Source organism: Hoeflea algicola (assembly GCF_026619415.1).
GTDB lineage: Bacteria > Pseudomonadota > Alphaproteobacteria > Rhizobiales > Rhizobiaceae > Hoeflea > Hoeflea algicola.
In genome coordinates, this window is sequence record NZ_JAOVZR010000001.1 from 1,497,571 (window position 1) to 1,517,718 (window position 20,148).

Annotated in this window: 17 protein-coding genes and 2 pseudogenes; 7 read left to right on the plus strand and 12 right to left on the minus strand. The window is 60.1% G+C overall.

The window, feature by feature from the left end; translation table 11 throughout:
• The first annotated feature begins 28 nt into the window (after positions 1 to 28).
• Both paaD and OEG84_RS07370 read left to right on the plus strand, forming a co-directional pair.
• Entirely contained in the window at positions 29 to 517 is a 489-nt protein-coding gene (gene paaD, locus OEG84_RS07365; protein ID WP_267653139.1) for a 1,2-phenylacetyl-CoA epoxidase subunit PaaD, read from the plus strand.
• A gap of 10 nt (positions 518 to 527) precedes the next feature.
• The gene (locus OEG84_RS07370; protein WP_267653140.1) at positions 528 to 1,625 is read left to right on the plus strand and encodes a 2Fe-2S iron-sulfur cluster-binding protein; all 1,098 of its coding nucleotides are present in this window, start codon (positions 528 to 530) and stop codon (positions 1,623 to 1,625) included.
• A 305-nt stretch (positions 1,626 to 1,930) separates the two neighbouring features.
• Here OEG84_RS07370 and OEG84_RS07375 read toward each other — a convergent pair whose 3' ends face one another.
• Positions 1,931 to 2,200: a hypothetical protein gene (locus OEG84_RS07375; RefSeq protein WP_267653141.1), complete on the minus strand. Its 270-nt coding sequence runs from the start codon at positions 2,198 to 2,200 to the stop codon at positions 1,931 to 1,933.
• Positions 2,201 to 2,442: 242 nt separating this feature from the next.
• Between OEG84_RS07375 and OEG84_RS07380 the strand changes: the two genes are divergently transcribed.
• Positions 2,443 to 3,569, plus strand: a protein-coding gene (locus OEG84_RS07380; protein ID WP_267652453.1) for an IS3 family transposase whose coding sequence is annotated in 2 segments (ribosomal slippage) — positions 2,443 to 2,707 and positions 2,707 to 3,569 — 1,128 coding nt in all. Because the reading frame shifts where the segments join, the coding sequence is not laid out codon by codon here.
• A 496-nt stretch (positions 3,570 to 4,065) separates the two neighbouring features.
• Here OEG84_RS07380 and OEG84_RS07385 read toward each other — a convergent pair.
• Positions 4,066 to 4,536: a tetratricopeptide repeat protein gene (locus tag OEG84_RS07385; RefSeq protein WP_267653142.1), complete on the minus strand. Its 471-nt coding sequence runs from the start codon at positions 4,534 to 4,536 to the stop codon at positions 4,066 to 4,068.
• A 274-nt stretch (positions 4,537 to 4,810) separates the two neighbouring features.
• Between OEG84_RS07385 and OEG84_RS07390 the strand changes: the two genes are divergently transcribed.
• Positions 4,811 to 6,316, plus strand: coding sequence for a sensor histidine kinase (locus OEG84_RS07390; RefSeq protein WP_267653143.1), 1,506 nt, complete (start codon positions 4,811 to 4,813; stop codon positions 6,314 to 6,316).
• A gap of 247 nt (positions 6,317 to 6,563) precedes the next feature.
• Here OEG84_RS07390 and OEG84_RS07395 read toward each other — a convergent pair whose 3' ends face one another.
• The gene (locus OEG84_RS07395) at positions 6,564 to 6,968 is read right to left on the minus strand and encodes an acyl-CoA thioesterase (protein ID WP_267653144.1); all 405 of its coding nucleotides are present in this window, start codon (positions 6,966 to 6,968) and stop codon (positions 6,564 to 6,566) included.
• A gap of 181 nt (positions 6,969 to 7,149) precedes the next feature.
• On the opposite strand from OEG84_RS07395, the gene OEG84_RS07400 reads away from it, so the two are divergent.
• Both OEG84_RS07400 and OEG84_RS07405 read left to right on the plus strand, forming a co-directional pair.
• Entirely contained in the window at positions 7,150 to 7,407 is a 258-nt protein-coding gene (locus OEG84_RS07400) for a hypothetical protein (RefSeq protein WP_267653145.1), read from the plus strand.
• A 160-nt stretch (positions 7,408 to 7,567) separates the two neighbouring features.
• Positions 7,568 to 7,933 carry a hypothetical protein gene (locus tag OEG84_RS07405; RefSeq protein WP_267653146.1) on the plus strand — a complete coding sequence of 122 codons (366 nt, stop codon included), beginning with the start codon at positions 7,568 to 7,570 and terminating at the stop codon, positions 7,931 to 7,933.
• Positions 7,934 to 8,197: 264 nt separating this feature from the next.
• On the opposite strand, the gene OEG84_RS07410 is transcribed toward OEG84_RS07405, so the two are convergent.
• The 4 genes from OEG84_RS07410 to OEG84_RS07425 form a co-directional block, all read right to left on the minus strand.
• Complete coding sequence (locus OEG84_RS07410; RefSeq protein ID WP_267652515.1) at positions 8,198 to 9,583, minus strand: IS1182 family transposase; 1,386 nt, start codon at positions 9,581 to 9,583, stop codon at positions 8,198 to 8,200.
• A gap of 142 nt (positions 9,584 to 9,725) precedes the next feature.
• Positions 9,726 to 10,334 (minus strand): DUF6656 family protein, encoded by a 609-nt coding sequence (locus OEG84_RS07415; RefSeq protein WP_324288182.1) that lies wholly within the window; start codon positions 10,332 to 10,334, stop codon positions 9,726 to 9,728.
• 257 nt (positions 10,335 to 10,591) lie between these two features.
• Positions 10,592 to 11,527 carry an ornithine cyclodeaminase family protein gene (locus OEG84_RS07420; protein WP_267653148.1) on the minus strand — a complete coding sequence of 312 codons (936 nt, stop codon included), beginning with the start codon at positions 11,525 to 11,527 and terminating at the stop codon, positions 10,592 to 10,594.
• Between the two features lie 225 nt (positions 11,528 to 11,752).
• Complete coding sequence (locus OEG84_RS07425) at positions 11,753 to 12,190, minus strand: phasin family protein (protein ID WP_267653149.1); 438 nt, start codon at positions 12,188 to 12,190, stop codon at positions 11,753 to 11,755.
• 260 nt (positions 12,191 to 12,450) lie between these two features.
• Between OEG84_RS07425 and phaP the strand changes: the two genes are divergently transcribed.
• Positions 12,451 to 13,011 (plus strand): TIGR01841 family phasin, encoded by a 561-nt coding sequence (phaP, locus tag OEG84_RS07430; protein WP_267653150.1) that lies wholly within the window; start codon positions 12,451 to 12,453, stop codon positions 13,009 to 13,011.
• A gap of 160 nt (positions 13,012 to 13,171) precedes the next feature.
• On the opposite strand, the gene OEG84_RS07435 is transcribed toward phaP, so the two are convergent.
• From OEG84_RS07435 to OEG84_RS07455, 5 genes and pseudogenes are all read right to left on the minus strand, one after another.
• Positions 13,172 to 13,777 (minus strand): GNAT family N-acetyltransferase, encoded by a 606-nt coding sequence (locus tag OEG84_RS07435; RefSeq protein ID WP_267653151.1) that lies wholly within the window; start codon positions 13,775 to 13,777, stop codon positions 13,172 to 13,174.
• Between the two features lie 774 nt (positions 13,778 to 14,551).
• Positions 14,552 to 17,509: pseudogene (locus OEG84_RS07440) on the minus strand (sarcosine oxidase subunit alpha family protein); the annotation flags it as partial.
• A 107-nt stretch (positions 17,510 to 17,616) separates the two neighbouring features.
• Positions 17,617 to 17,868 (minus strand): annotated as a pseudogene (locus OEG84_RS07445) (sarcosine oxidase subunit delta); the annotation flags it as partial.
• A gap of 11 nt (positions 17,869 to 17,879) precedes the next feature.
• On the minus strand, positions 17,880 to 19,130 hold the full coding sequence (locus OEG84_RS07450) for a sarcosine oxidase subunit beta family protein (protein ID WP_267653154.1): 1,251 nt from the start codon (positions 19,128 to 19,130) through the stop codon (positions 17,880 to 17,882).
• 123 nt (positions 19,131 to 19,253) lie between these two features.
• A complete protein-coding gene (locus tag OEG84_RS07455; RefSeq protein WP_267653155.1) occupies positions 19,254 to 20,087 on the minus strand; it encodes a protein NO VEIN domain-containing protein in 834 nt (277 codons plus the stop codon).
• Positions 20,088 to 20,148: the final 61 nt, after the last annotated feature.

Consider the following 20,148-nt stretch of genomic DNA (forward strand, 5'->3'; position numbering starts at 1 on the left):
AAAGATTTCCGGCAAGTCTTCAGGCACTGTGACCGACTTCGAGCTCGCCCGCGCGCTCGAAGTGGCAAGCGCCGTGCCCGATCCGGAAGTGCCCTGCGTCACCGTGGCCGATCTCGGCATCCTGCGCTCGGTCACCCGCAATGACTCAGGCCAGATCGTCGTCAAGCTGACGCCCACCTATTCCGGCTGCCCGGCGGTAATTGCCATTGAGATGGCGGTTGAAACAGCGCTGCTATCTGCCGGAATTGACTCCACAATCGAACGGGTGATGTCGCCGGCCTGGGCCACCGACTGGATCACCGAGGAAGGCCGCGAGAAACTGCGCGCCTATGGCATCGCCCCGCCGGTCGGCGTTTCCGGTGGCCGTCGCGCCTTCTTCTCCGAAGACGTCATCGCCTGCCCGCGCTGCGGCTCGAGCAACACCACAAAAGTCTCCGAATTCGGCTCTACCGCCTGCAAGGCGCATTACCGCTGCGACGCCTGCGCCGAGCCGTTCGACTATTTCAAGTGCATCTGAGGAAGCCCCAATGGCCGCACCGCGCTTTCACGAACTCGAAATTGCTTCCATCCGTCCCGAGACCCCGGATGCGGTGGCGATCAGCTTTGCCATCCCCGAGGATCTCGACGCGGCCTTCGCCTTCGTTCCCGGACAGTATCTGACGCTGCGCGCCGAGATTGACGGCGAAGACATGCGCCGCTCCTATTCGATCTGCTCGACGCCGGGCGAACGCGGCCGCCGCACGGTCGGCGTCAAGCGCATCGACAATGGCCGCTTCTCGGGCTTTGCCCAAAACCTCAAACCCGGCGACCGCATCAAGGTGATGCCGCCGCAGGGCCACTTTACCGCCGAGATCGGCGGCACCCATGAGTATCTGCTGCTCGCCGCCGGCTCCGGCATCACGCCGTGCCTGTCGATCGCCAAATCGGTACTTGCCGCAGAGCCCGGCTCCAGCGTCACCCTGCTTTACGCCAACCGCAATTCCGCAAGCGTCATGTTCCTCGATGATCTCAACGATCTCAAGGACCGCTACACCACCCGTTTCACGCTCTTGCATTTGATGGACGAGGAAGTCCAGGACGTCGAGATCATGAATGGACGGCTCGATGCCGAAAAGCTCGAAACGCTGGCCAGCCACGGTCTGATCGATCCGGCAAAAGCCGACGCCATCTATATCTGCGGCCCCGAGCCGATGATCCTGTCGGCATCGGCAGCCCTTGCCACGCTGGGCGTGGCCAAGGACCGGATCAAGTTCGAGCTGTTCACCCCCGCTCCCGGCTCCACCCCCGCGCTCACGCCCAAACCCAAAACTGCCAATGGCAAAGCACCGGATGGTTCCAGGCACGGCGCCTCGGTCGACATCATTCTCGACGGCGCCCGCCGCAGCATAAAAGTTGACGCTGCCACCGACACGGTGCTCAGCGCCGCGCAGAAGGCGGGGCTTGATGTTCCCTTCTCCTGCGCCGGCGGCATGTGCTGCACCTGCCGCTGCAAGATCGTCGAGGGCACAGCCAGCATGGACCAGAATTTCTCGCTCGAACCCTGGGAAATCGAGGCCGGGTTTACGCTCGCCTGCCAGTCCCGCCCGACGGCGGAAAAGCTGGTGCTGGATTTTGATGCGCAATAGGGAGTTGCCGCGCTCTCCATCCGGGCAGCCGCAAGCGCAGCCCGCGCGACTGTGCCGCCGGGGTGTGCGTTAAAACCTTGAGTGCACCTGTAAATGATCGCTCCGGTGCAAGCACTTTCGCGCGACAGGCGGCAAATCCGGAGGGCCGCACGCAGGCAGTGCCTCTGGTAAGCAAGGAATAGGGTGGCGCTACGCGCGCGCGGCCCGGAACTCGCCGGATGGCGTCCCCATCCGACAGGCGGCAGCCTCGCACGACGCGGAGATTGGCTTCCTCACCTGCCCCTCTTCGGGGCTCTCCGCCCGGGTTACCCCGGCCGCGGCCTGAACGGGCCGCGAGAAATGCTTTGGGCGCGTGTTCCGGCACGGACCCTGGCGCAAAAACGCGCCATGCCCGCCACAGGCCCGAGACCGGTGCCCCGCACCCTGCCCGCGTGCCGCAGGCAGGAAACCGGAACCCGGTCCGGTGGCTGGTTCGCGCGGGATCCCGAAAGAAACCGCACCGCCAGCGGAACCGCGTTGGCCATCGCCTCCCCCGAGAGGCCACGCTGACGTTTGCGCACCTGATCGAGAGGCATTCCCTCCCACCTGCATCGAAACGTTCGCGATCCATCCGGCAGCGGGAGCGGACCGAGTCTGGCATGAGGACAGAAGGTGGGGACAAAACGGGGCGGATTTTGCGGTAGATGCCCGGATTTGTTGGGATCGCCGCGCGGGATTGTCCCCATTTCGGAATGGAGGCGCCGGTTGGCCGTGGAGTTGCCCCCTGAAAGTGGTCCACCAACTGGGATAGATTATCCCTCAAATTGGAGGATCAGCGATGGCTGGAAAACGAGAGAAGCCGGAAGAGATTGTATCGAAGCTTCGGCAGGTTGAAGTTCTGCAAGGGCAAGGTGCGACGATTGCTGACGCGGTGCGCCAGATCGGCGTGACACAGCAGACGTTTTATCGATGGCGGAAGCTCTATGGCGGGATGCAGCGATCTCAACTCACTCGGCTGAAAGAGCTGGAGAAGGAGAACCAGCGGCTTCGGCGGGCGGTGTCTGACCTGACACTGGACAAACTCATCCTGACCGAGGCGGCAAAGGGAAACTTCTAAGCCCTTCGCGTCGGCGCAAGTGCATCGACCATGTGCGGCGGGAGCTCGGCGTATCAGAACGCCGCGCCTGCCGCACGCTCGGACAACACCGATCCACACAGCGCAAGGTGCCACAGGGCCGGGCAGATGAAGAACGGCTGACCGATGATATCATCGAACTGGCCGACAAGTACGGGCGCTATGGGTATCGCATGGTCACCGGTCTGCTGAACAACGCGGGCTGGCAGGTAAACCATAAGCGGGTTGAGCGCATCTGGCGGCGTGAAGGGCTGAAAGTGCCACAAAAGCAGAAGAAAAAGGGGCGGCTTTGGCTGAACGACGGATCATGTGTGCGTCTCAGACCGGAACGGCCAAACCACGTCTGGTCCTACGACTTCGTCCAGGATCGAACCGCTGACGGCCGCGTCTATCGGACGCTGAATATCATCGACGAATACACCAGGGAGGCACTCATGATCCGCGTGGACCGCAAGCTCAACTCAACGGACGTGCTGGATGCTCTGACAGACCTATTCATCCTGCGCGGCCCGCCGGAATACATTCGGTCGGACAATGGGCCGGAATTTATCGCCCAGAAAGTGCGGGATTGGATTGCAGCTGTTGGAGCCAAGACGGCCTACATAGAGCCAGGCTCACCATGGGAGAACGGATACTGCGAAAGCTTCAACGCCCGGTTCCGCGACGAGCTGCTGAACGGCGAAATCTTCTACAGCCTAAGGGAGGCGCAAATCCTGATCGAGCAATGGCGTATCCACTACAACACCGTCAGGCCGCATAGCGCTCTGGGCTACCGCCCGCCCGCGCCGGAAAGCATTGTCCCGATGGACCAGACGCCCATGATGCACTAACAATCAAACCGGACCACCTGATGGGGGCACGCCAGCCGCGCCTTGACGTAGGAGGCTTTACGTTGAGCTGTCCAGCAAGGGTTAAGTACGGGCAGATTGTGGTGGAGAATCAGGTAACTTTCACACTCGGTCTGCTACTATCCAGAAGGCTGGGAGTTGGTCACTTTCGGCCCAATGCGGACTTCTGTGGCACGGCAACCAGCGCCCAGTTCTTTCCCTACTGAGACATTCAATTCGTGTCGTCATTTGAGCGATAAGGCCGTATTATGGAACGAAATTAGATTCCATGCGTCGATATCCAAGGCCGGAAAGCGCCAAGCTCTGTCATGGTCTCGTTGCGCTCGCCCATCGACGTAGCGCCTGAGCTTTTTGGCTCCTCGTCGTCGGTCATTTTGTTTTGGTTCCTTTATGCCAATAGGGTTGTCTGTGACTTCTATTCAGGCTTGGAAGGCTGATCAAAAACGGAAATTCCGAACGCTACAAAAAGGGTGCCGCCCTATTGCCTCGGCTTCCATTCCCGCGCCATGCGCTTGGCTTCGGCGATCTGGTCGCCGTACAAGTTATTAGCAACACTATGGCGGTTTTTTACGGCGGCGGCATCACCCTGCGATGCCGCCAGGTTGAACCACATGTAGGCAAAGACGAAGTCCCGCGGCACGCCTTTGCCATTTTTGTAGGCCCAACCCAAGCTGTTTTGCGCACTGGCATTCCCCTGCTCGGCGGCCATACGATACCACTTTGCGGCTTCGACGTAGTCTTGCGGCACGCCCCACCAGCCATTGTCGTAGGCAACACCCAGCATGGTTTGCGCACGGGCATCACCCTGCTCGGCTGCAATTCGATAATGCGTCACCGCTTCCGAGTAATCATCTTTCTCATAAGCAGCCCAACCATCCTCAAACGGCCCTGCCACAGCAAACCCGGCTGTTGCCAGCAAAAGCCAGACACTCAAAACAAACCGTTTCATCGAAACCCCTCACTCTCATCGGAACCGACCACGACGGTATCAGGGCTATTGTGACTGTCAAAATTCGGAGTTTCTTTAGCGCTATAATAGGCTCACAGCCCACGCTAAAATCGTCGCGGACAATGTTTGACGGCGGCGGAACGCATTACAATGGTTCGATGTGTCGCTGGGACTGATACTCGTTCTCGTGTTTCTCGTTGGTTTAGCCCTTCGAAAGGTGGTATGGAAAATTGACGTTTCGGCATCTCTACGTGGCGCAGGAGGCCGACATCCAATGAATGACAGCTCTTCGATGGCATTGAGGACGATGAACCCGTCCGAGATCGTTGAAACTTTGCGCGAAGGCCTCATCGTCCTGACTGATGACCTTACTGTCGAATACGCCAGCGACAGATTTCTGAAGATGTTTCAGGTCGATAGCTACGAAACCGTGGGTCGCTCGCTTTCCGATCTGGGTGACGGCCAGTGGAACATTCCTGCGCTCCTGGATCAGTTGAACGAGATTGTCGTGCGGGACGTGACACTCGAAGATATCGAAGTCGAACACCATTTCGATCATATCGGACGCAAGGTGATGCGACTGAATGCCCGCAAGATCGTATGGGTGACCGACAGCGCGAAGCGGATTCTGCTGGCCATCGATGATATAACCGAAGCTGCAGATCACGCCAGGGAACTCAGCCGTCAGCGGCAACTGGCGGAAGGCATCGTGGACACCATTCGCGAACCGCTCCTTGTTCTGGACGGCGACCTTCAGATCATCGCGGCAAGCCGATCCTTCTATCTGAAATTCAAGGTGGATGCCGACCAGGCGATTGGCAGAAATCTTGCCGAACTTGGCGACGGACAATGGGCAAATGCCGAGCTGATCCGACTTTTGGAAGATGTTGTCCCAGACGACTCCACCATGGAAGATTATGAAATAACGCACGACTTTCCGCAGATCGGCATACGAACGGTTCTTCTCAACGCCCGCAAGATTTTCAGAGAAGGCAACAATACCGAGACCCTGCTACTTGCCATGGAGGACGTGACCGAGCGGCGGCGCTTGGAGGCCGAGCGTGATCAGGCCATGGGTCAATCCGATCGGCTTTTGGAAGAGCTGAACCACCGTGTGATGAATTCGATGGCAATGATCAGCTCTGTGATCTCGCTGGAAGGAAGAAGTCTCAGCGGCGATGAGGGCAAGAAGGCCTTCGTGCGCATGCGCAACCGCATCGATGCCATCGGAACCCTTTATCGCACCCTTTCTCGGACGGCGACAGTCGATAGTGTAAAGGCGGACAGCTATCTGAGCGCAATCGTTCGCGATGCGGTGTCAGCGATGGAAGTCTCTCCCGAAGCTATCCATCTTGAACTTTCGATCGACGATATTTTCCTTTCCACGCGTGTCGCAGTGCCCCTTGGCCTGATCACCAACGAATTGGTAACGAACAGCCTGAAGTATGCTTACAATGGTCGCGACGATGGAACACTCGGGCTACGAGTTGTCACTGACAAAGACGGTGTCGAGCTGATGATCTGGGACGATGGTCCAGGCATCGACGAAAACGCCCGTGTGGATTCGGGCCTTGGTCAGAAACTGGTCGATTCTGTTCGTTCAACAGTTGGGCGGCGCACTGAGCCGCACCAGCGGACGGAATGGAACGCAGTACAAGTTGACGATTGCGCATTCAGAGATTGTTCGACTAGAGACGAAACACACATAAGCGACATTCGCCACGATATTGCTATCTCGTCTAATTCAGGGTTGCCGACATCTGCGCGTCGGGAAGCATGAAGGAGCGAACCGTGTCCGTTTCTCGGTGTCGACTTGGAAGATGCATTGACGATCTCTGAAGCTGTCAAAATCTGAGAATCCGATGAGCCGGCGAACTGCAGCCTATTGCTACCATTCGTGGAGAGCATCGCGCACAAACTCTGATCTGGCGAAGGCAAATCGCTTCTGCCGCGAAATGACCCAAAGCTTGGATAAGAGAAAGTTCGCCTGCAGTGGCTCCATCAATAGCAAAATGGACGAAACAGTTTCAGCTTGGCAAGAATCGTCGGGCGATGTCGTGAGCGATCCTTTGTGGCCGTCGAGTAACCGTATCGACGCAACACCACGAACTGCGCACTTCGGATACTATATCTTCACCGCGCCTGAAGTTTGTTAAAAATGACGCCCGAGACCCGCGCGTTCCGGTCGCTGTGACCAAGGCATCCACTTCATCATTTAAAAAAAGTGGCTCACGATAGACGATCTCATGTTTGAGAGCCACCCAGAGAAGTGCTTCCTGTGCATCAGTGGAAGAGATGTGCTGCCAATAATCGACAATGGCCTCCTGCACCCAGCGAAGGTAGACGGCATTGTTGACGTGACCCATGTCGTCGATATCGCGTGGTACGATCGCTATCTCGTGCTCGAATGTCGGTGTCTGTGATGTCGTCATGCTGACGAGATGGGGCCGCTGGGAACGCGATACAATGCGCAACTGCATTGCTGGAGGAGTTGCCTGGCAAAACCGATGCCAAAAAAGCAGAAAACCAAAAGTCGACAATTAGGCCCGGTGCGAATGTGCGGCAAACGGAACGATGTGGGGCCGAGCGAGTTGGGTAGTGAAAGGTGTACTCATGAAAAACCAAGAATACGTGCTCGAAAAGCGAGACGGCGGCTGGGCTTATGTGATCGATGGCCGCCATTCCGCTATCTATGCGAGCCGCGAGGCAGCGATCAAAGTGGCCAAGGGTGACACCAAGCCCGACACATTTAACCAGGAACTCGACGACGAGTTGGAAGAAGGACTGGAAGACACATTTCCGGCCAGCGATCCAGTCTCGATCACCCGCACCAGCCACCCCGGAGGCCCGGACAGAAGCAAGAAAGATTGAGCCGGGCATCGATGTTCCGATCGTCCTAGTGGTTGGTACAATGGCCACCTTCATAAAATTGGGGCCAGCATAGGCATTCTTGCCAACGTTGAGTTCACACCCCGTAAGACAAACTGGAGTACGCAAAATGTCAGCAGGACAAAGCAGTGGAACCGGTGCAATGACCGAACTTGACGACGAAAAAGTGAGGAAGAACGATATCCTCAGCAATCGCGATAAGGCGCAGAGATTGCCCGGACAGAGCCTGGACGGAGAAGGTGCCCAAGTGGACGAATACAAGGACAACCCCGTCGATCGCCGTCCATCGAGCGATGATGGTCCGCAACCTGAAGGCGAGGCTACAGCAGAAGATGTGACGAAGCCGTCACCCAAGACCGACAAGCCAGCGTCGACGGATTCCCCTGAGGACGTTGACCGACCTGGATTTGATCAGGGCGGATCGACTGGTGAAACCGATGCAGGTAAAGGTTTGGGGCTCGGCACCGATGCGAAAGACAACCGAAAGGGATGGGGGTTGCCGAGATAACGCCGCCGCCAGGCCGCAAGCAGAACCTCGTAAGCATCCGCAAGCCTCTCCTGAAATCAGGGCTTGCGGCGCGAGCGCTTACAAACTGCCCACGCCGTATAGCTGCCGTTGGTGCAATCTGCAACGAACGGCAGTTTCCCGCCGATGTTGTTGAAAAAGTAGGCTCGAAAGCGTGATTTGGTCTGCGATGGGGCGCAATATGTGGTTAGGCATTGCGCCTTTGCGCTTAGTTGTGCCGGTGGCTGACTGTTTGGTCCTGTCACCTCATGCGACTGCCTCCATTCGGGGTGCCCGAGGTCGCAGCCTGGCGAGCTTTCGCAGGTTCTGGGCGATGGCGGCGAGGAGGAATTCGTCCTTGGCTCCATTTGGACCTCGCAGCCTCAGCCTTGTCAGGTTCAGGATACGCTTCAGGTGGGCAAACAGCATCTCGACCTTTTTACGTTTGTTGCGGGATATCGCGTAGGCTTTTGTCTTCCGGCTTGACCGCGTGAAGTCCCGCGCATCTTCGTGCGGCTCTCGTGTGACAGCACGGAAGTCCATGTTAGGGCAGCACCTTTGTTTGGACGGGCATGCCTGACAATCTGCTTTCAGGGCACGGTACTTATAGGTGCCGCCTGTCTTTTTGACGCGGTTCGGATCGGAGTAGTTGCGGCGGAAACGGCGTAGAGCATGCCCTTCCGGGCAGATATACTGATCACTCTCCTCGTCCCATTTGAAATCGGATCGCGACCAGGTGCCGTCCGTGCGTTCAGCTTTGTCGATCACCGGGATGAACGGGATGATCCCCCGCTGCTTGACCAGCCAACCGAGGTTTTCGCTGGATCCGTAAGCCGTGTCGGCGGCAATCCAGTCCGGCTTGATGCCGAAGCGTCTCTCCGTCCGGTCGAGCATGGTTTGTGAGGCACCGACCTCGGCCTGACGGATAGCACGGGTGGCCTCAACATCCATGATGACCGAGCTCTCGGTGTCGATCAGGTAGTTCGTGGCGTAGGCAAAATAGGGCCGGCTTTCTTCGGCACGCGTCCATTGGGCTGCAGGGTCTGACTTGGCAACGAACTTCGGCTGGGAAGGCGATGCGGCACCGAAGGCTGCATCATCAAGCGTGTCGAGATACTCCTGCGCCGCGCGCGATCCGATCTCGCGGGCGACATCCGGGCACCACTCCGAGGCAGGCACTGAGCGCGATTTGTTGGCATCGGCCGGGATCAGGCTGGCATCGACTGCAAAGCCTTCACCCGAGACCAGATCTTCCTTCAGACACCGTTCGACCGTCGCTTCGAAGACGTGCCTGAGCAAGTCGCTTTCGCGGAATTTGCCATGGCGATACTTCGAGAAGGTCGAGTGGTCCGGCACCTTTGCGTCGAGGCCGAGACGACAGAACCAGCGGTAAGCGAGGTTCAGATGAACCTCTTCGCACAGTCGTCGCTCGGAGCGGATGCCCATGACATCCCCGATGACAAGCATTCGCACGATCAGTTCAGGATCGATCGAGGGCCGACCCATGTGGCTGTAGAAAGGCCGCAACTTCTGACGCATTCCGTCCACGTCCAGGAACCGGTCGATTTCGCGAAGCATGTGATTGTCGGGCACATGGCGCTCCAGATCGAAGTCATAAAACAGCTGCGTCGGTGCCGATTGCGTCCCCATCATGGCCGAATCCTCCATTCTCCTCATAATCGAGTGAATCAAAGGATTTCCCGCGGCGCAACAAAGACTTTTTCAACAACATCCGCCCATACCGTCCAAACACCACGATCAGAAAAACTGTAGCACAGCCATTACCCCACCCTCGTCAGCCGATCGCCTCGACGATCCTGCGCAGTTCGGCGTTTCTTGCGCCCAGCAGTAGCACGTTCTTGAGCGCGGCCTTGGGGTCGGTGGTGCTGAACAGCACGCCGTTTTCCCGGAAATCGCGGTTGATCACCTGCTGGCGGGTCTTGCCATTTTCGCCGTTTTTCATGGCCACCGCAAAATACATCCGCGAGGAACTGGGCTTTATGCGATTGAAGAACTTCTCGTCAGCGGTAATTTCGGCCGAAAAATTAGCGATGTAAAACCCCCAGGTGACGTCCTTGTACTCGGCAAAATCGGTTTTCGACGCGGTTACATGGACATAGCCAAGGTGCGGCGCCGCAGCCAGCGTCTTGTGAAAGATGATCTTGGGAAACCGGATGTTCTTGTGGAACTTGTTGAGCCGCTGATGCGTCGTCTTGCCAGCGTTTTCAAGCCGGATGCCGGTTCGCGCCGCGACCTCCTCATAGGTCAGGAAGCGCCGTTCGGCTTCGACCCAGTCCTCCGCCTTGCGGGAGATCCGCCCGGTTCTGAGAAAGTTGGTGTGGACCGCCGCTGCAGGAACAGGTGACTGCTCTGGTGCCTTGTTGGCCGCGTAGTATCTGAACATCGACATTTGGGGAACGAGCTCTGGTTTCCTAACAAATTTATGGCCTTGAATGGTTAATGAAATACTGCAGGCACCGCAGAAACGGGCAATGCGGCACTGGCTGGTGCTGCACAAACACCACAGCAAGCAATCAGACCGCTGCGGCGCGTGCGTTCAGGAGTGGCAAGGAGCCTTGGCAGCCGGTGTCGGTGCGGCCATCAACAGGCCTGTGCCGGCATGGGGTGCGGCAGGCAGCCGGCTAAAGCTGACAGGCCGCCTCACCGCGCCGCAACCGCCTTTGTCACCGCATGCGCGATCATCACGTCGAGATGGGCGCCGCCGCCGTTCTTGAACACGGTGATCTCGTCGTCGGAGCGGCGGCCGGCCTTGCCCTGCACCAGATCGTGCATGTCGCCCTGGATATCGGCCTTTGTGATGGCGCCCGATGCAAGCGGGATCATCACTTCGCCGATATGGCCGACGGTGGTGGCAAGACTGTCGACAAACAGCCGCCCGCGGGTGAGCGCCGCATCGTCGGCCTCGCGCATCGACGGCGTATAGGCGCCGACCAGATCGACATGGGCGCCGGGCTTGAGCGCCGCGCCATGGATCAGCGGCTCGGTCGACATGGTGGCCGACGAGATCAGGTCGGCGCGGGATACGGCGGCGTCGAGGTCGGTGACCGCCTCGGCGGTAATGCCGTCATCGGCAAGCGCCTGCACCAGGTTTTCGGCGCGGGCCTGATTGCGGTTCCACACAAGCACCCGCTCGAGCGACGGCCGTACCGAGCGGTGCGCATCAATCAGCGGCCGCGCCATCGAGCCGGCGCCCACCATCAGCATGGTGCGAATATCGGGCCGCGACAGGCACGAGGAGCCGAGCGCTGAATCGCCCGCCGTCTTCCAGGCGGTCAGATCGACGCCCTCGAGCACGGCCACGACATCGCCGCGCGCCTCGTCAAACAGCAGCACCTGCCCCTGCACCGACGGCAGCGGCGGGTTGGCGCCGGGATTGTCCGGGTAGATCGTCACCGCCTTCACGCCGGAGGCGAGCCCGGCAATCCAGGCGGTCCTGACCAGCATCTTGCGACCGGCATTTTCAACCAGCGAATCCCTCAGATCCGCAGGCGCCAGCAGATGCCCCGCGCGCAGGGCTTCCACGGCCATCGGCCAGGAGCAGACGGAGCGGATGTCGTCACCGGTGATAATGCGCATGTGTTGGTCCCAAACTTGCTGTGGTCGCGGTAAGGCCCATGTGTAGACGCGGCCCCGCCCCGGGCGCAAGCCGACCGGCCCGACGGCCTTTATCTTTCACCACTATCCGACGACGCGTAAGGCGACCGTCAGCGGTGACAACCGTCAGTGACGGCGACGGCGCGCGGACGCTGGCGCCCATGCCGTCGCCCGCCGTTCCGCCTGCGCGCTCAGAGCTTCAAAAGCCTATTTCTTGCCCTGGTTCATCATTGTCCGGCGCAACTCCTCAAGCGTTTGCTGCATGCTTTGCTGCAGCACCTTGAAGCTTTCGGCGCCGGATTTTTGCGCCATCCCGGCAATCTCGCTGGTGTTCTTGATCGCGGTTTCGAATGAACGCCGGGCGAACTCCGCCTGCGCCGCCATCATCGCCTGCGGGTTGCCGCCGGATTTGATGTTCTCGGCCATTTCGGAGATCTCGCGCAGCCCCTCCTCGACCATCTCGCGCTGGCGCGTCAGAATCGTCGTGGCACCCGTCCCCGCACTCTTGGCTGCCGTTTCCAGCGCCTCGAGGTTCTTCTTGTGGCGCGCCACCAGCGTTTCGAGTTCGGGCGTGGGAAGCTTCATGTCCTTGCCGAACTTCATGAACATGGACACCATGTCGTCGGTGGATTTCTTCTCGGTCATGACATTCCTCCGGTTGCGGCCAAGCCAGATGCTTGCACCGTTTTAGGCTGGGCCAACTATACAGCCATTGCCGCCATCGCCAATGCGTATTCGCGGGCGCAGCAAGGCCGGCACCGCGTCGAATTAATCAAATGCGGACTCTTGCATTTTATGTTGCAGTGCAATATATATGGCGCATCGCACAAGACAAATGGCGACCACATCATGCCCCGGGTCGCAACGAACGGGGCCCCGACATTGCTCAACCGAGGATGACCAACATGACCAAGACCAACACAACAACGACTGCCAAGACCGCCGACAAGACCACTGCCGCCAAGGCCCCCGAGGCCAAGACAGTGGAAACCAAGGCTGCCGAAACCACCGCAGCGCCTACCGCCAACTTCATCACCGAGACCTTGGAAAAGGTTCAGGAATCGATCGCCGTTCCGGAAGCCGCCCGCGAGTTCATGGCCACCCAGGCCGCAGCCGTCCAGAGCCACGCCGAGAAGGCCCATGAAAGCGCAGCCGAACTTGCCGCCGACATGGAAAAATCCGCTGTCTCGCTGGTTGGCCAATACTCCACTTTCACCAAGAACCTGTTCGACATGACTGCCGCAAATGTCGAGCATGCGCTGGCAACGGTCGAAAAGATCGCCGCCGCCAAGACACCTGTCGAAGCCATGCGCGTTCAGGCCGATTACGTTCGCGAGAGCGCCACCGCCAATTTCGAGCGCATCAAGAATGCTGCCGAAACCGCCAACAAGACGGTGACTGAAACCACCGCTTCGGTCCGCGACCAGGCTGCCAAGATCATGGCAAAGGCCAGCAAGGCCGCCTGAACCTGATCAGGCCTGCCACAATGATTGGCCCGGGAAGCGATCACCGCCTCCCGGGCCTTTTGCATTCACACGCACATTTTTTGGGTTGAGTTTTAAACAGCAATTTCCACAGCTTGTGCGGATTGCCGGATTCAATCTGGCAGACAGTTGAATCAGTTTCTCACATCGTTGCGGAGGCTCTGCCGGGCATGTCGCCGATGCTCGCCGCCACCGATGGCAACCGTTGCGCCACCTTGCTGCGCGCGGCCAGGCGCAAACCTTCGGCCACATTGATGCGGCCGACCGACTGGTCGCCCTGCATCTGCATCCGCGCGCCAAAGCGCCGCGCCAGTGCCTTCATCGCGTGGTTCTGCGCGCCGGTCTCGACGATGATGGTGGCAATGTCGTTTTCCGTCGCCACCCGCAGCAACGCCTTCAGCAGAAGCGTGCCAAGCCCGTGGCGCCGCCAGTCCGACGACACCGAAAAGGCCGATTCACCCATGCCTTCAGCGATCTTGCCGCCGGTGTGAAGCTCGGCCACTGCCACCAGATGATCATCGATGAAAGCCCCGATCACGATCGCTTCGTTAAGCGAACGGGCGATGTATTTGTCGAGCCATTCATCCGATACCAGACCATTGAAGCGGTGCCGGAAATCTTCGAAATGAAGCTCGTGGATATGGGCGCAAAAATCGGCAGCGTCGGCCGGGCCGAGTGATCTCAGCCGGACCTCGCCTTCAAGGGCAAATTGTGGTTCGCGCGGCTTGAACAAAAACCGGAAGAGCATGGTCGACCTCCAAAGGTCATTCCTCCCGAATTCTCCTCACACTATCTAATGGTGCAGTGCAACAAACACAAGAGGCTGTTTGTCGCAACAGGTCACGGTTTCGTGTCCCGGGCGGCTACTGCGTCTTGCCAATTCTACACTGCCTGGCTGTTGGACGGAAACCGCCAAGATCGCCTGTCTCACGATTTTGGTACCTATTCGCCGCGCCGATCCCGATCGACGCAGAGCGTTTTAAGCCGCCAGCCGCAGCGCCCGCGACAGACTTTCGGCCAGATCCCTTGCATAGGTCGTTAGTACCAGGATCTCGAAACGGTCCTTGTCCAGCGCGGTGAGCTGCACCGGAACGTGGCCAAACAGCATCGGCGCGCTCGCGCCCTTGGCAAACGCTGAAGCGTGAATGTCGGCGCCGGTCTGGGTGGCGATGATTTCGCGCGCCTGCGGGCCGCTGATCATCAGCCGCTGCCGCGCATCGGAAAGATCGCACAGGCTCAGGCCGGAGGGCGCTGCCAGCCGCTCGGCAAATTCGCGCGCGCCCTCGCCCGGTCTGCCAGCCGCCAGCGCCTGCCCCGGCTGTACCGGGCGCAACACCCCGTCGCCGGCTTTCGCCAGCCGCCGGACCGTCCGGTCCTGTGCGTCCGTCCCGAGCACCAGCAACATCGGCGCGTCCGGCAACAATTCCAGCACGGCTATGTCGGACGATCCCGTCACCAACCCCTCAAGCAGCCCCGAGGGTGCAGGTGCCTTCGCCAGCACTCGTCCATGCCCGCCCGCGTGAGCTGCCGGCTTTGCCGCCTCACCCGTCATAAACACCGGCGGTCCCACCATCACCGGGGTCTCCAGCCCGCGCAGCGGATCCCAGACCAGCAGCCGCTCGCCATGCCGCGCACGCCCGCGCTTGAGCATCGCCAGCGCAATCGTCGATTTGAGATGCGGCGACCAGCAGGCAGAGGTCACATGGCCCTGATCATTGGCCATGGTTGGCACAGCCCCCGGTTCCAGCAGGTGTCCGCCAGCCAGAATGCGGTGCCCCGGATTGACCGGCCTGAGCCCGACCAGCTGCTCGCGGCCCTCGCGCTGCAAGCCTTCGCGCGAAAGCATCACCCGCCCGATAAAGTCGTCCTTCTTGGCACTCACCATCTTGCCTAAGCCCAGGTCGCCCGGCGTGGTGCGGCCATCGATCTCCGAATGAGTGATGAAGCCCTTCTCGATCCGGAGCACATTCAGGGCTTCCAGCCCGTAAGGCGTGACCGCGAAGGGCTGACCTGCTTCCATGATCGCATCAGCCACCGCCTCGCCGTGGCGCGCCGGAACTGCCAGCTCGAACGCCAGCTCGCCCGAAAATGAAATCCGAAACAGCCGCGCTGCCAGCCCCGAATGCAGTTTCACCTCGCGCGCGGCGAGAAATGGCACCGCCTCTTCACTCAAATCCGCATCCACAACTCGTGCCAGCACGTCGCGCGATTGCGGCCCGGCAACGGTGATCTGCGCCCACTGATCGGTCACCGACGTGAGCCGCACATCGAGTTCCGGCCACAGTGCTTGCGCGCAGAACTCCATATGCGCCATTGTCTCGCCCGCCGCTGCGGTCGTCGTGGTGATCAAATAATGGCTCTCGCCCAGCCGGCTGACCGTGCCATCATCCATCAACAGCCCATCTTCGCGCAGCATCAGCCCGTAGCGCGCCTTGCCGACGGCAAGCGACGACATCTTGCCGGTGTAGATCAGATCGAGGAATTTCGCAGCATCCTTGCCGCTGAGATCGATCTTGCCGAGCGTGGAGGCATCGGAAATACCGACGCCCAACCGCACGGCACGCGTCTCGCGGTCGCAGGCCTCTTTCCAGCCTGCTTCGCCGTTACGCGGAAAATGCGATGGCCGCAACCAGGCCCCGGCCTCGATGAACACAGCCCCCTGCTTTTCCGCCCAGCCATGCAACGCAGACCGCCGCACCGGACGGTAATGTGCGCCCCTATGCTCGCCCGCCAGCGCCCCGATGCTGACCGGCGTATAGAACGGCCGGAACGTCGTGGTGCCGACCTGGTCCGGCGTCAGCCCCCGATTTTCCGCCAGAATGCCGATGGCATTGACGTTCGAGAGCTTGCCCTGATCGGTCGCCATGCCGGTGGTGGTGTAGCGCTTGGCCAGCTCCACATGGCCATAGCCCTCGCGCACCGCCAGCCCGAGATCGGACACGGTGACATCGTTCTGGAAGTCGACAAAGGCTTTGCCCTTGGCTTCGCCCACATGCCACAGCGTCGTGAACCCGGCCGATCCGCCACAGGCCTCGCGTGCCTTTGGCAACTCAGCCGCCTTAGGCTTGAACCCGAGCTCACTCGCGGCCCGAGTCCCGGCTTCGGCGCCGCTCTTGAGACACCCGGCCAGATCGAGAACACCCGCGGCACTGCCAGATGCGCTCAATCCATCGCGCTCCTTCGGCGGCAGGAACATGCCCAGATCGCCATCCCACACCGGCTTGTCGCCACGATGGCAGGCAAGCCCCACCACCGGGTTCCAGCCACCCGACATCGCCAGCGCGTTTGCCTTAATTTTCTGCCGCGTGCCCGATGCCCGGTCGACCATCTCGATACCCGACACCGCCTTGCCACCCAGCGCATCCGCCACCACATGCCCCGAAAGCACCCGCGCGCCTTCGGATGCCGCCAGTTCCGCCGCAGGCACATCGGTCCGCACATCAACAAGCGTTACCTCAAGCCCGCGCTTGATGAGATCCCGCGCCGTCTCGTGACCCGAGCCGCCGGTGGCAAACACAGCGACATGATCGCCCGGCCGGATCGCCTGAGCATTCACCAGCCCGCGCAACGCCGACGCCGTCATTACGCCGGGGCGGTCATTGCCGCCAAACACCAGCGGCCGCTCTTCTGCGCCTGCAGCCAGCACGGCGCGCTTGGCGACAAGTCGCCAGACCCGCTGCGCTGGACCGGAAGTTTCGCCATCGCGCCGCTCGACCGCGCCATAGACACCGCTGTCATAGGCGCCAAACACTGTTGTGTTGGTGAGCAACCGCACATTCGCGTTGCCAGCCAGTTTGGCGATCACACCCGCAGCAAAGCCGGGGCCATCGGCATCGCCAATCTCGACCCGGTCCTTCAGCAACCGCCCGCCAAAGCCGGCATTCTCATCACACAGCACCACCCGCAACCCGGCCCGCGCAGCATGAAGCGCCGCCATTAGCCCGGCAGGCCCGGAACCGATCACCAGCAGATCGCAATGCGCCCAGCGCTTTTCATACTCCTGGTGGTCCGGCGCGTGGCTCGCCCGTCCCAGCCCCGCCGCCCGGCGGATCACCGGCTCGTAGAGCTTTTCCCACAGCGCCGCCGGCCACATGAAGGTCTTGTAGTAAAATCCGGTGCCCAGAAACGGCGACAGCGCCGAATTGACCGCGCCGACATCAAAGCCCAGCGACGGCCAGCGGTTCTGGCTTTCGGCCACCAGCCCGTCACGCAGCGCCACCATCGAGGCGCGCAGATTGGGCTCCCGCGTCGTGCCATCGCCCAGCGTAACAAGTGCATTCGGCTCCGACGCCCCGCCGCTCAACAGACCGCGCGGCCGGTGATATTTGAACGATCGCCCCATCAGGCTCACGCCATTCGCCAGCAGCGCCGAGGCCAGCGTGTCGCCCGAAAATCCTTCGAACCGGCTGCCATCGAACGAAAACCCGATCTTCTGCGCCCGGTCGATCAGCCCGCCATCCTCAAACCGCGAGAAGCTCATGGCCTGGCCCTCCCGGGCTTGGCGGCACTGTTGCCCGGCGTGTCGGCCTTTGCCGCCCGCTTCGGCTTCGCAGGTGCTGCCTTTTCCGCCCGCGCCCGGGTAAATTTCGCCGCATCCGTCACGCCGTGCACATCATGGGTAAATGTATCGCGCTCCACCACCAGCCAGCGCCGGCAACCGCCCGAATGCTGCCAGTGCTCGGCCATCACACCGCGCACATTGTCGCACAAATGCACGAACTCGTCCCAGGCCGCGAACGGCGCATCCGCCGCAGGCCGCACCGGCTTGGCGTCACCGCGAATGGTGAACTCTTCCTTGGGCCGAACCCCGCAATGGGGACAGGTGATCAGACTGGCCATCGGTTCCGCCCCTAATGTAAATTGGCTTGGGCGCCATGCCCGGTTTCGTCAATCTGGTAGCCACGCGAAAACCGGTCGAGCCGGAAGGCCTTGGCCAGTTCATGGGTCTCCCCGGTGGCCAACAAATGCGCAAAACACCAGCCCGAGGCCGGCGTCGCCTTGAAACCGCCATAGCACCAGCCGGCATTGAGATAGAGATCGGCGACAGGCGTGCGATCGATGATCGGCGAGCCATCCATCGACATGTCGACCACCCCGCCCCAGGATCTCAGAACCTTGACGCGGGCAACCGCCGGCACCATCGCGCAGGCAGCCTCCATCACGCTTTCCACCGTTTCCAGATTGCCGCGCTGGGCGTAGGAATTATACAGATCCAGGCTGCCGCCGAACACCAGCCCGCCCTTGTCCGACTGCGACATGTAAAACAGCGCCGCGCCAAAGGTCACCACCTGGTCGATGAACGGCTTGATCCCTTCGGAAACGAATGCCTGCAGCACCTGGCTTTCGATCGGCAGCCGGAGCCCCGCCATTTCCGCCACCCGGGATGAATTGCCCGCCGCCGCCAGCCCCAGCCGGTTGCAGCCGATAAAGCCGCGCGAGGTCTCCACGCCCACAGCCTTGCCGCCCTCGCGGCGGATGCCGGTTACCTCGCAATTCTGGATCAGATCCACCCCGCGACTGTCGGCCGAGCGCGCATAGCCCCAGGCCACGCCGTCATGCCGCGCAGTGCCGCCGCGCTGCTGCATCAGCCCGCCATGGACCGGAAACCGTGCATTATCAAAATCGAGATAGGGCAGCATCTCGCGCACTTCCTCGCGCCCCAAAAGCTCCGCATCCTCGCCCGCCAGTCGCATCGCGTTGCCGCGCCGCGCATAAGCGTCGCGCTGCCCGTCGGAGTGATAGAGATTGATCACCCCGCGCTGCGACATCATCGCGTTGAAATTGAGCTCCTGCTCGAGCCCTTCCCACAGCCTCAGCGAATGCGCAAAGAACGGCTCGTTGCCTTCAAGCAGGTAATTGGCCCGCACGATCGTGGTGTTGCGCCCGACATTGCCGGAGCCGAGATAGCCCTTCTCGAGCACCGCCACATTGGTGATGCCGTGGTTTTTCGCCAGATAATGCGCGGTCGCCAGCCCGTGCCCGCCGCCGCCGACGATGATCACATCATAATGGCTCTTGGGCTCCGGTTCCCGCCAAGCCGGCTGCCAGCCCTTGTTGCCCGAAAGCCCCTGCCGCAATATCGATAATGCCGAATATTTCATTGCTGTTCCCACGCCCGGAATTCGCGCCATAGGAATGCCCGACGGGGTGTGGTGTCAATGGGCGGGCGGAATGAAGGCGGGGATTGTTTTTGGGCGTGCGACGTATCTGCGTGACAAACCTGCTTAGGCTCGGAAATCCGCTCTAAATGTCTCGGTCGACAATCTTACAAAGTTTTCCAATGGACCCTGCAACTCAAATGCCCTCGGGCTTTTCCGGAAATCGAAAACCCTGAATAATCGGAATCGTTCAGTTTCCCGTTTTGAAAAATCAAACTCATTGCGACTGATAAAAAACGGCGTGGTGTTGCTACCAATTGTTGTTTTGACCTCGATAAACTTCTTTTCCCCACGACCATCAAAACTCAGAATATCGTACCCGGCACCATCACCTTCGATTTTTGACACCCACCGGACGTTTTCCGCGAGATCGTGCCGTTCGATCGCGTGCAAGCATCGTTTTTCGTATTCGAGCGCAATTTCCTCACCAGCTTCGCCCAGAAGTCTATTCTTCCGGTCACGTTCAACTGGGTCGAATTTGCGTACAAGTTTTTCCATATATTCAGGGATAGACGTTTTCCCGGTCGCCCTTTCAGGCGGCGATTCGACAAATAAACCGGCCAAGTCTTCGAGACCCTTCGGCTCAGAAACGGTCTCAAGCGCTCTGACTCTATCTTCGTATTCGATGATCGTTTCGGCCAAAAGTTTTTGAAAATTCGCCAGAGGAGCAAGTCCGGTCAGCCAATCCAGCCCCATCTCATTCAGCACAGCAGATATGTTTTGAAACTTGAATTCGATTGACGAAGCGGTACGGCCCGTTTGCTGAGCAAGGTCTCGGTACACGTGAGCTTTTATAAAGGGCTCATTGGCGTTTTGCTTCTCAAGCAGATCAAAATAGGTTGCCACGCAGAGTTGGACCTCTGACCTTGTCCAGTCCGTTCCGCGCAGACCGTCACTCACTTCACACCACCCGTCATTAATTCAGCTCGTCTCCAGCCTTAAAACATGCTGCCTTAATACA

Bases quoted from the DNA above. Each gene is read 5' to 3' on its own strand.
- OEG84_RS07370 (WP_267653140.1), top strand. From the start codon at position 528: ATGGCCGCACCGCGCTTTCACGAACTCGAAATTGCTTCCATCCGTCCC.
- OEG84_RS07375 (WP_267653141.1), bottom strand. From the start codon at position 2,200: ATGCCTCTCGATCAGGTGCGCAAACGTCAGCGTGGCCTCTCGGGGGAG.
- OEG84_RS07385 (WP_267653142.1), bottom strand. From the start codon at position 4,536: ATGAAACGGTTTGTTTTGAGTGTCTGGCTTTTGCTGGCAACAGCCGGG.
- OEG84_RS07390 (WP_267653143.1), top strand. From the start codon at position 4,811: ATGAATGACAGCTCTTCGATGGCATTGAGGACGATGAACCCGTCCGAG.
- OEG84_RS07395 (WP_267653144.1), bottom strand. From the start codon at position 6,968: ATGACGACATCACAGACACCGACATTCGAGCACGAGATAGCGATCGTA.
- OEG84_RS07400 (WP_267653145.1), top strand. From the start codon at position 7,150: ATGAAAAACCAAGAATACGTGCTCGAAAAGCGAGACGGCGGCTGGGCT.
- OEG84_RS07405 (WP_267653146.1), top strand. From the start codon at position 7,568: ATGACCGAACTTGACGACGAAAAAGTGAGGAAGAACGATATCCTCAGC.
- OEG84_RS07410 (WP_267652515.1), bottom strand. From the start codon at position 9,583: ATGATGGGGACGCAATCGGCACCGACGCAGCTGTTTTATGACTTCGAT.
- OEG84_RS07415 (WP_324288182.1), bottom strand. From the start codon at position 10,334: ATGTTCAGATACTACGCGGCCAACAAGGCACCAGAGCAGTCACCTGTT.
- OEG84_RS07420 (WP_267653148.1), bottom strand. From the start codon at position 11,527: ATGCGCATTATCACCGGTGACGACATCCGCTCCGTCTGCTCCTGGCCG.
- OEG84_RS07425 (WP_267653149.1), bottom strand. From the start codon at position 12,190: ATGACCGAGAAGAAATCCACCGACGACATGGTGTCCATGTTCATGAAG.
- phaP (WP_267653150.1), top strand. From the start codon at position 12,451: ATGACCAAGACCAACACAACAACGACTGCCAAGACCGCCGACAAGACC.
- OEG84_RS07435 (WP_267653151.1), bottom strand. From the start codon at position 13,777: ATGCTCTTCCGGTTTTTGTTCAAGCCGCGCGAACCACAATTTGCCCTT.
- OEG84_RS07450 (WP_267653154.1), bottom strand. From the start codon at position 19,130: ATGAAATATTCGGCATTATCGATATTGCGGCAGGGGCTTTCGGGCAAC.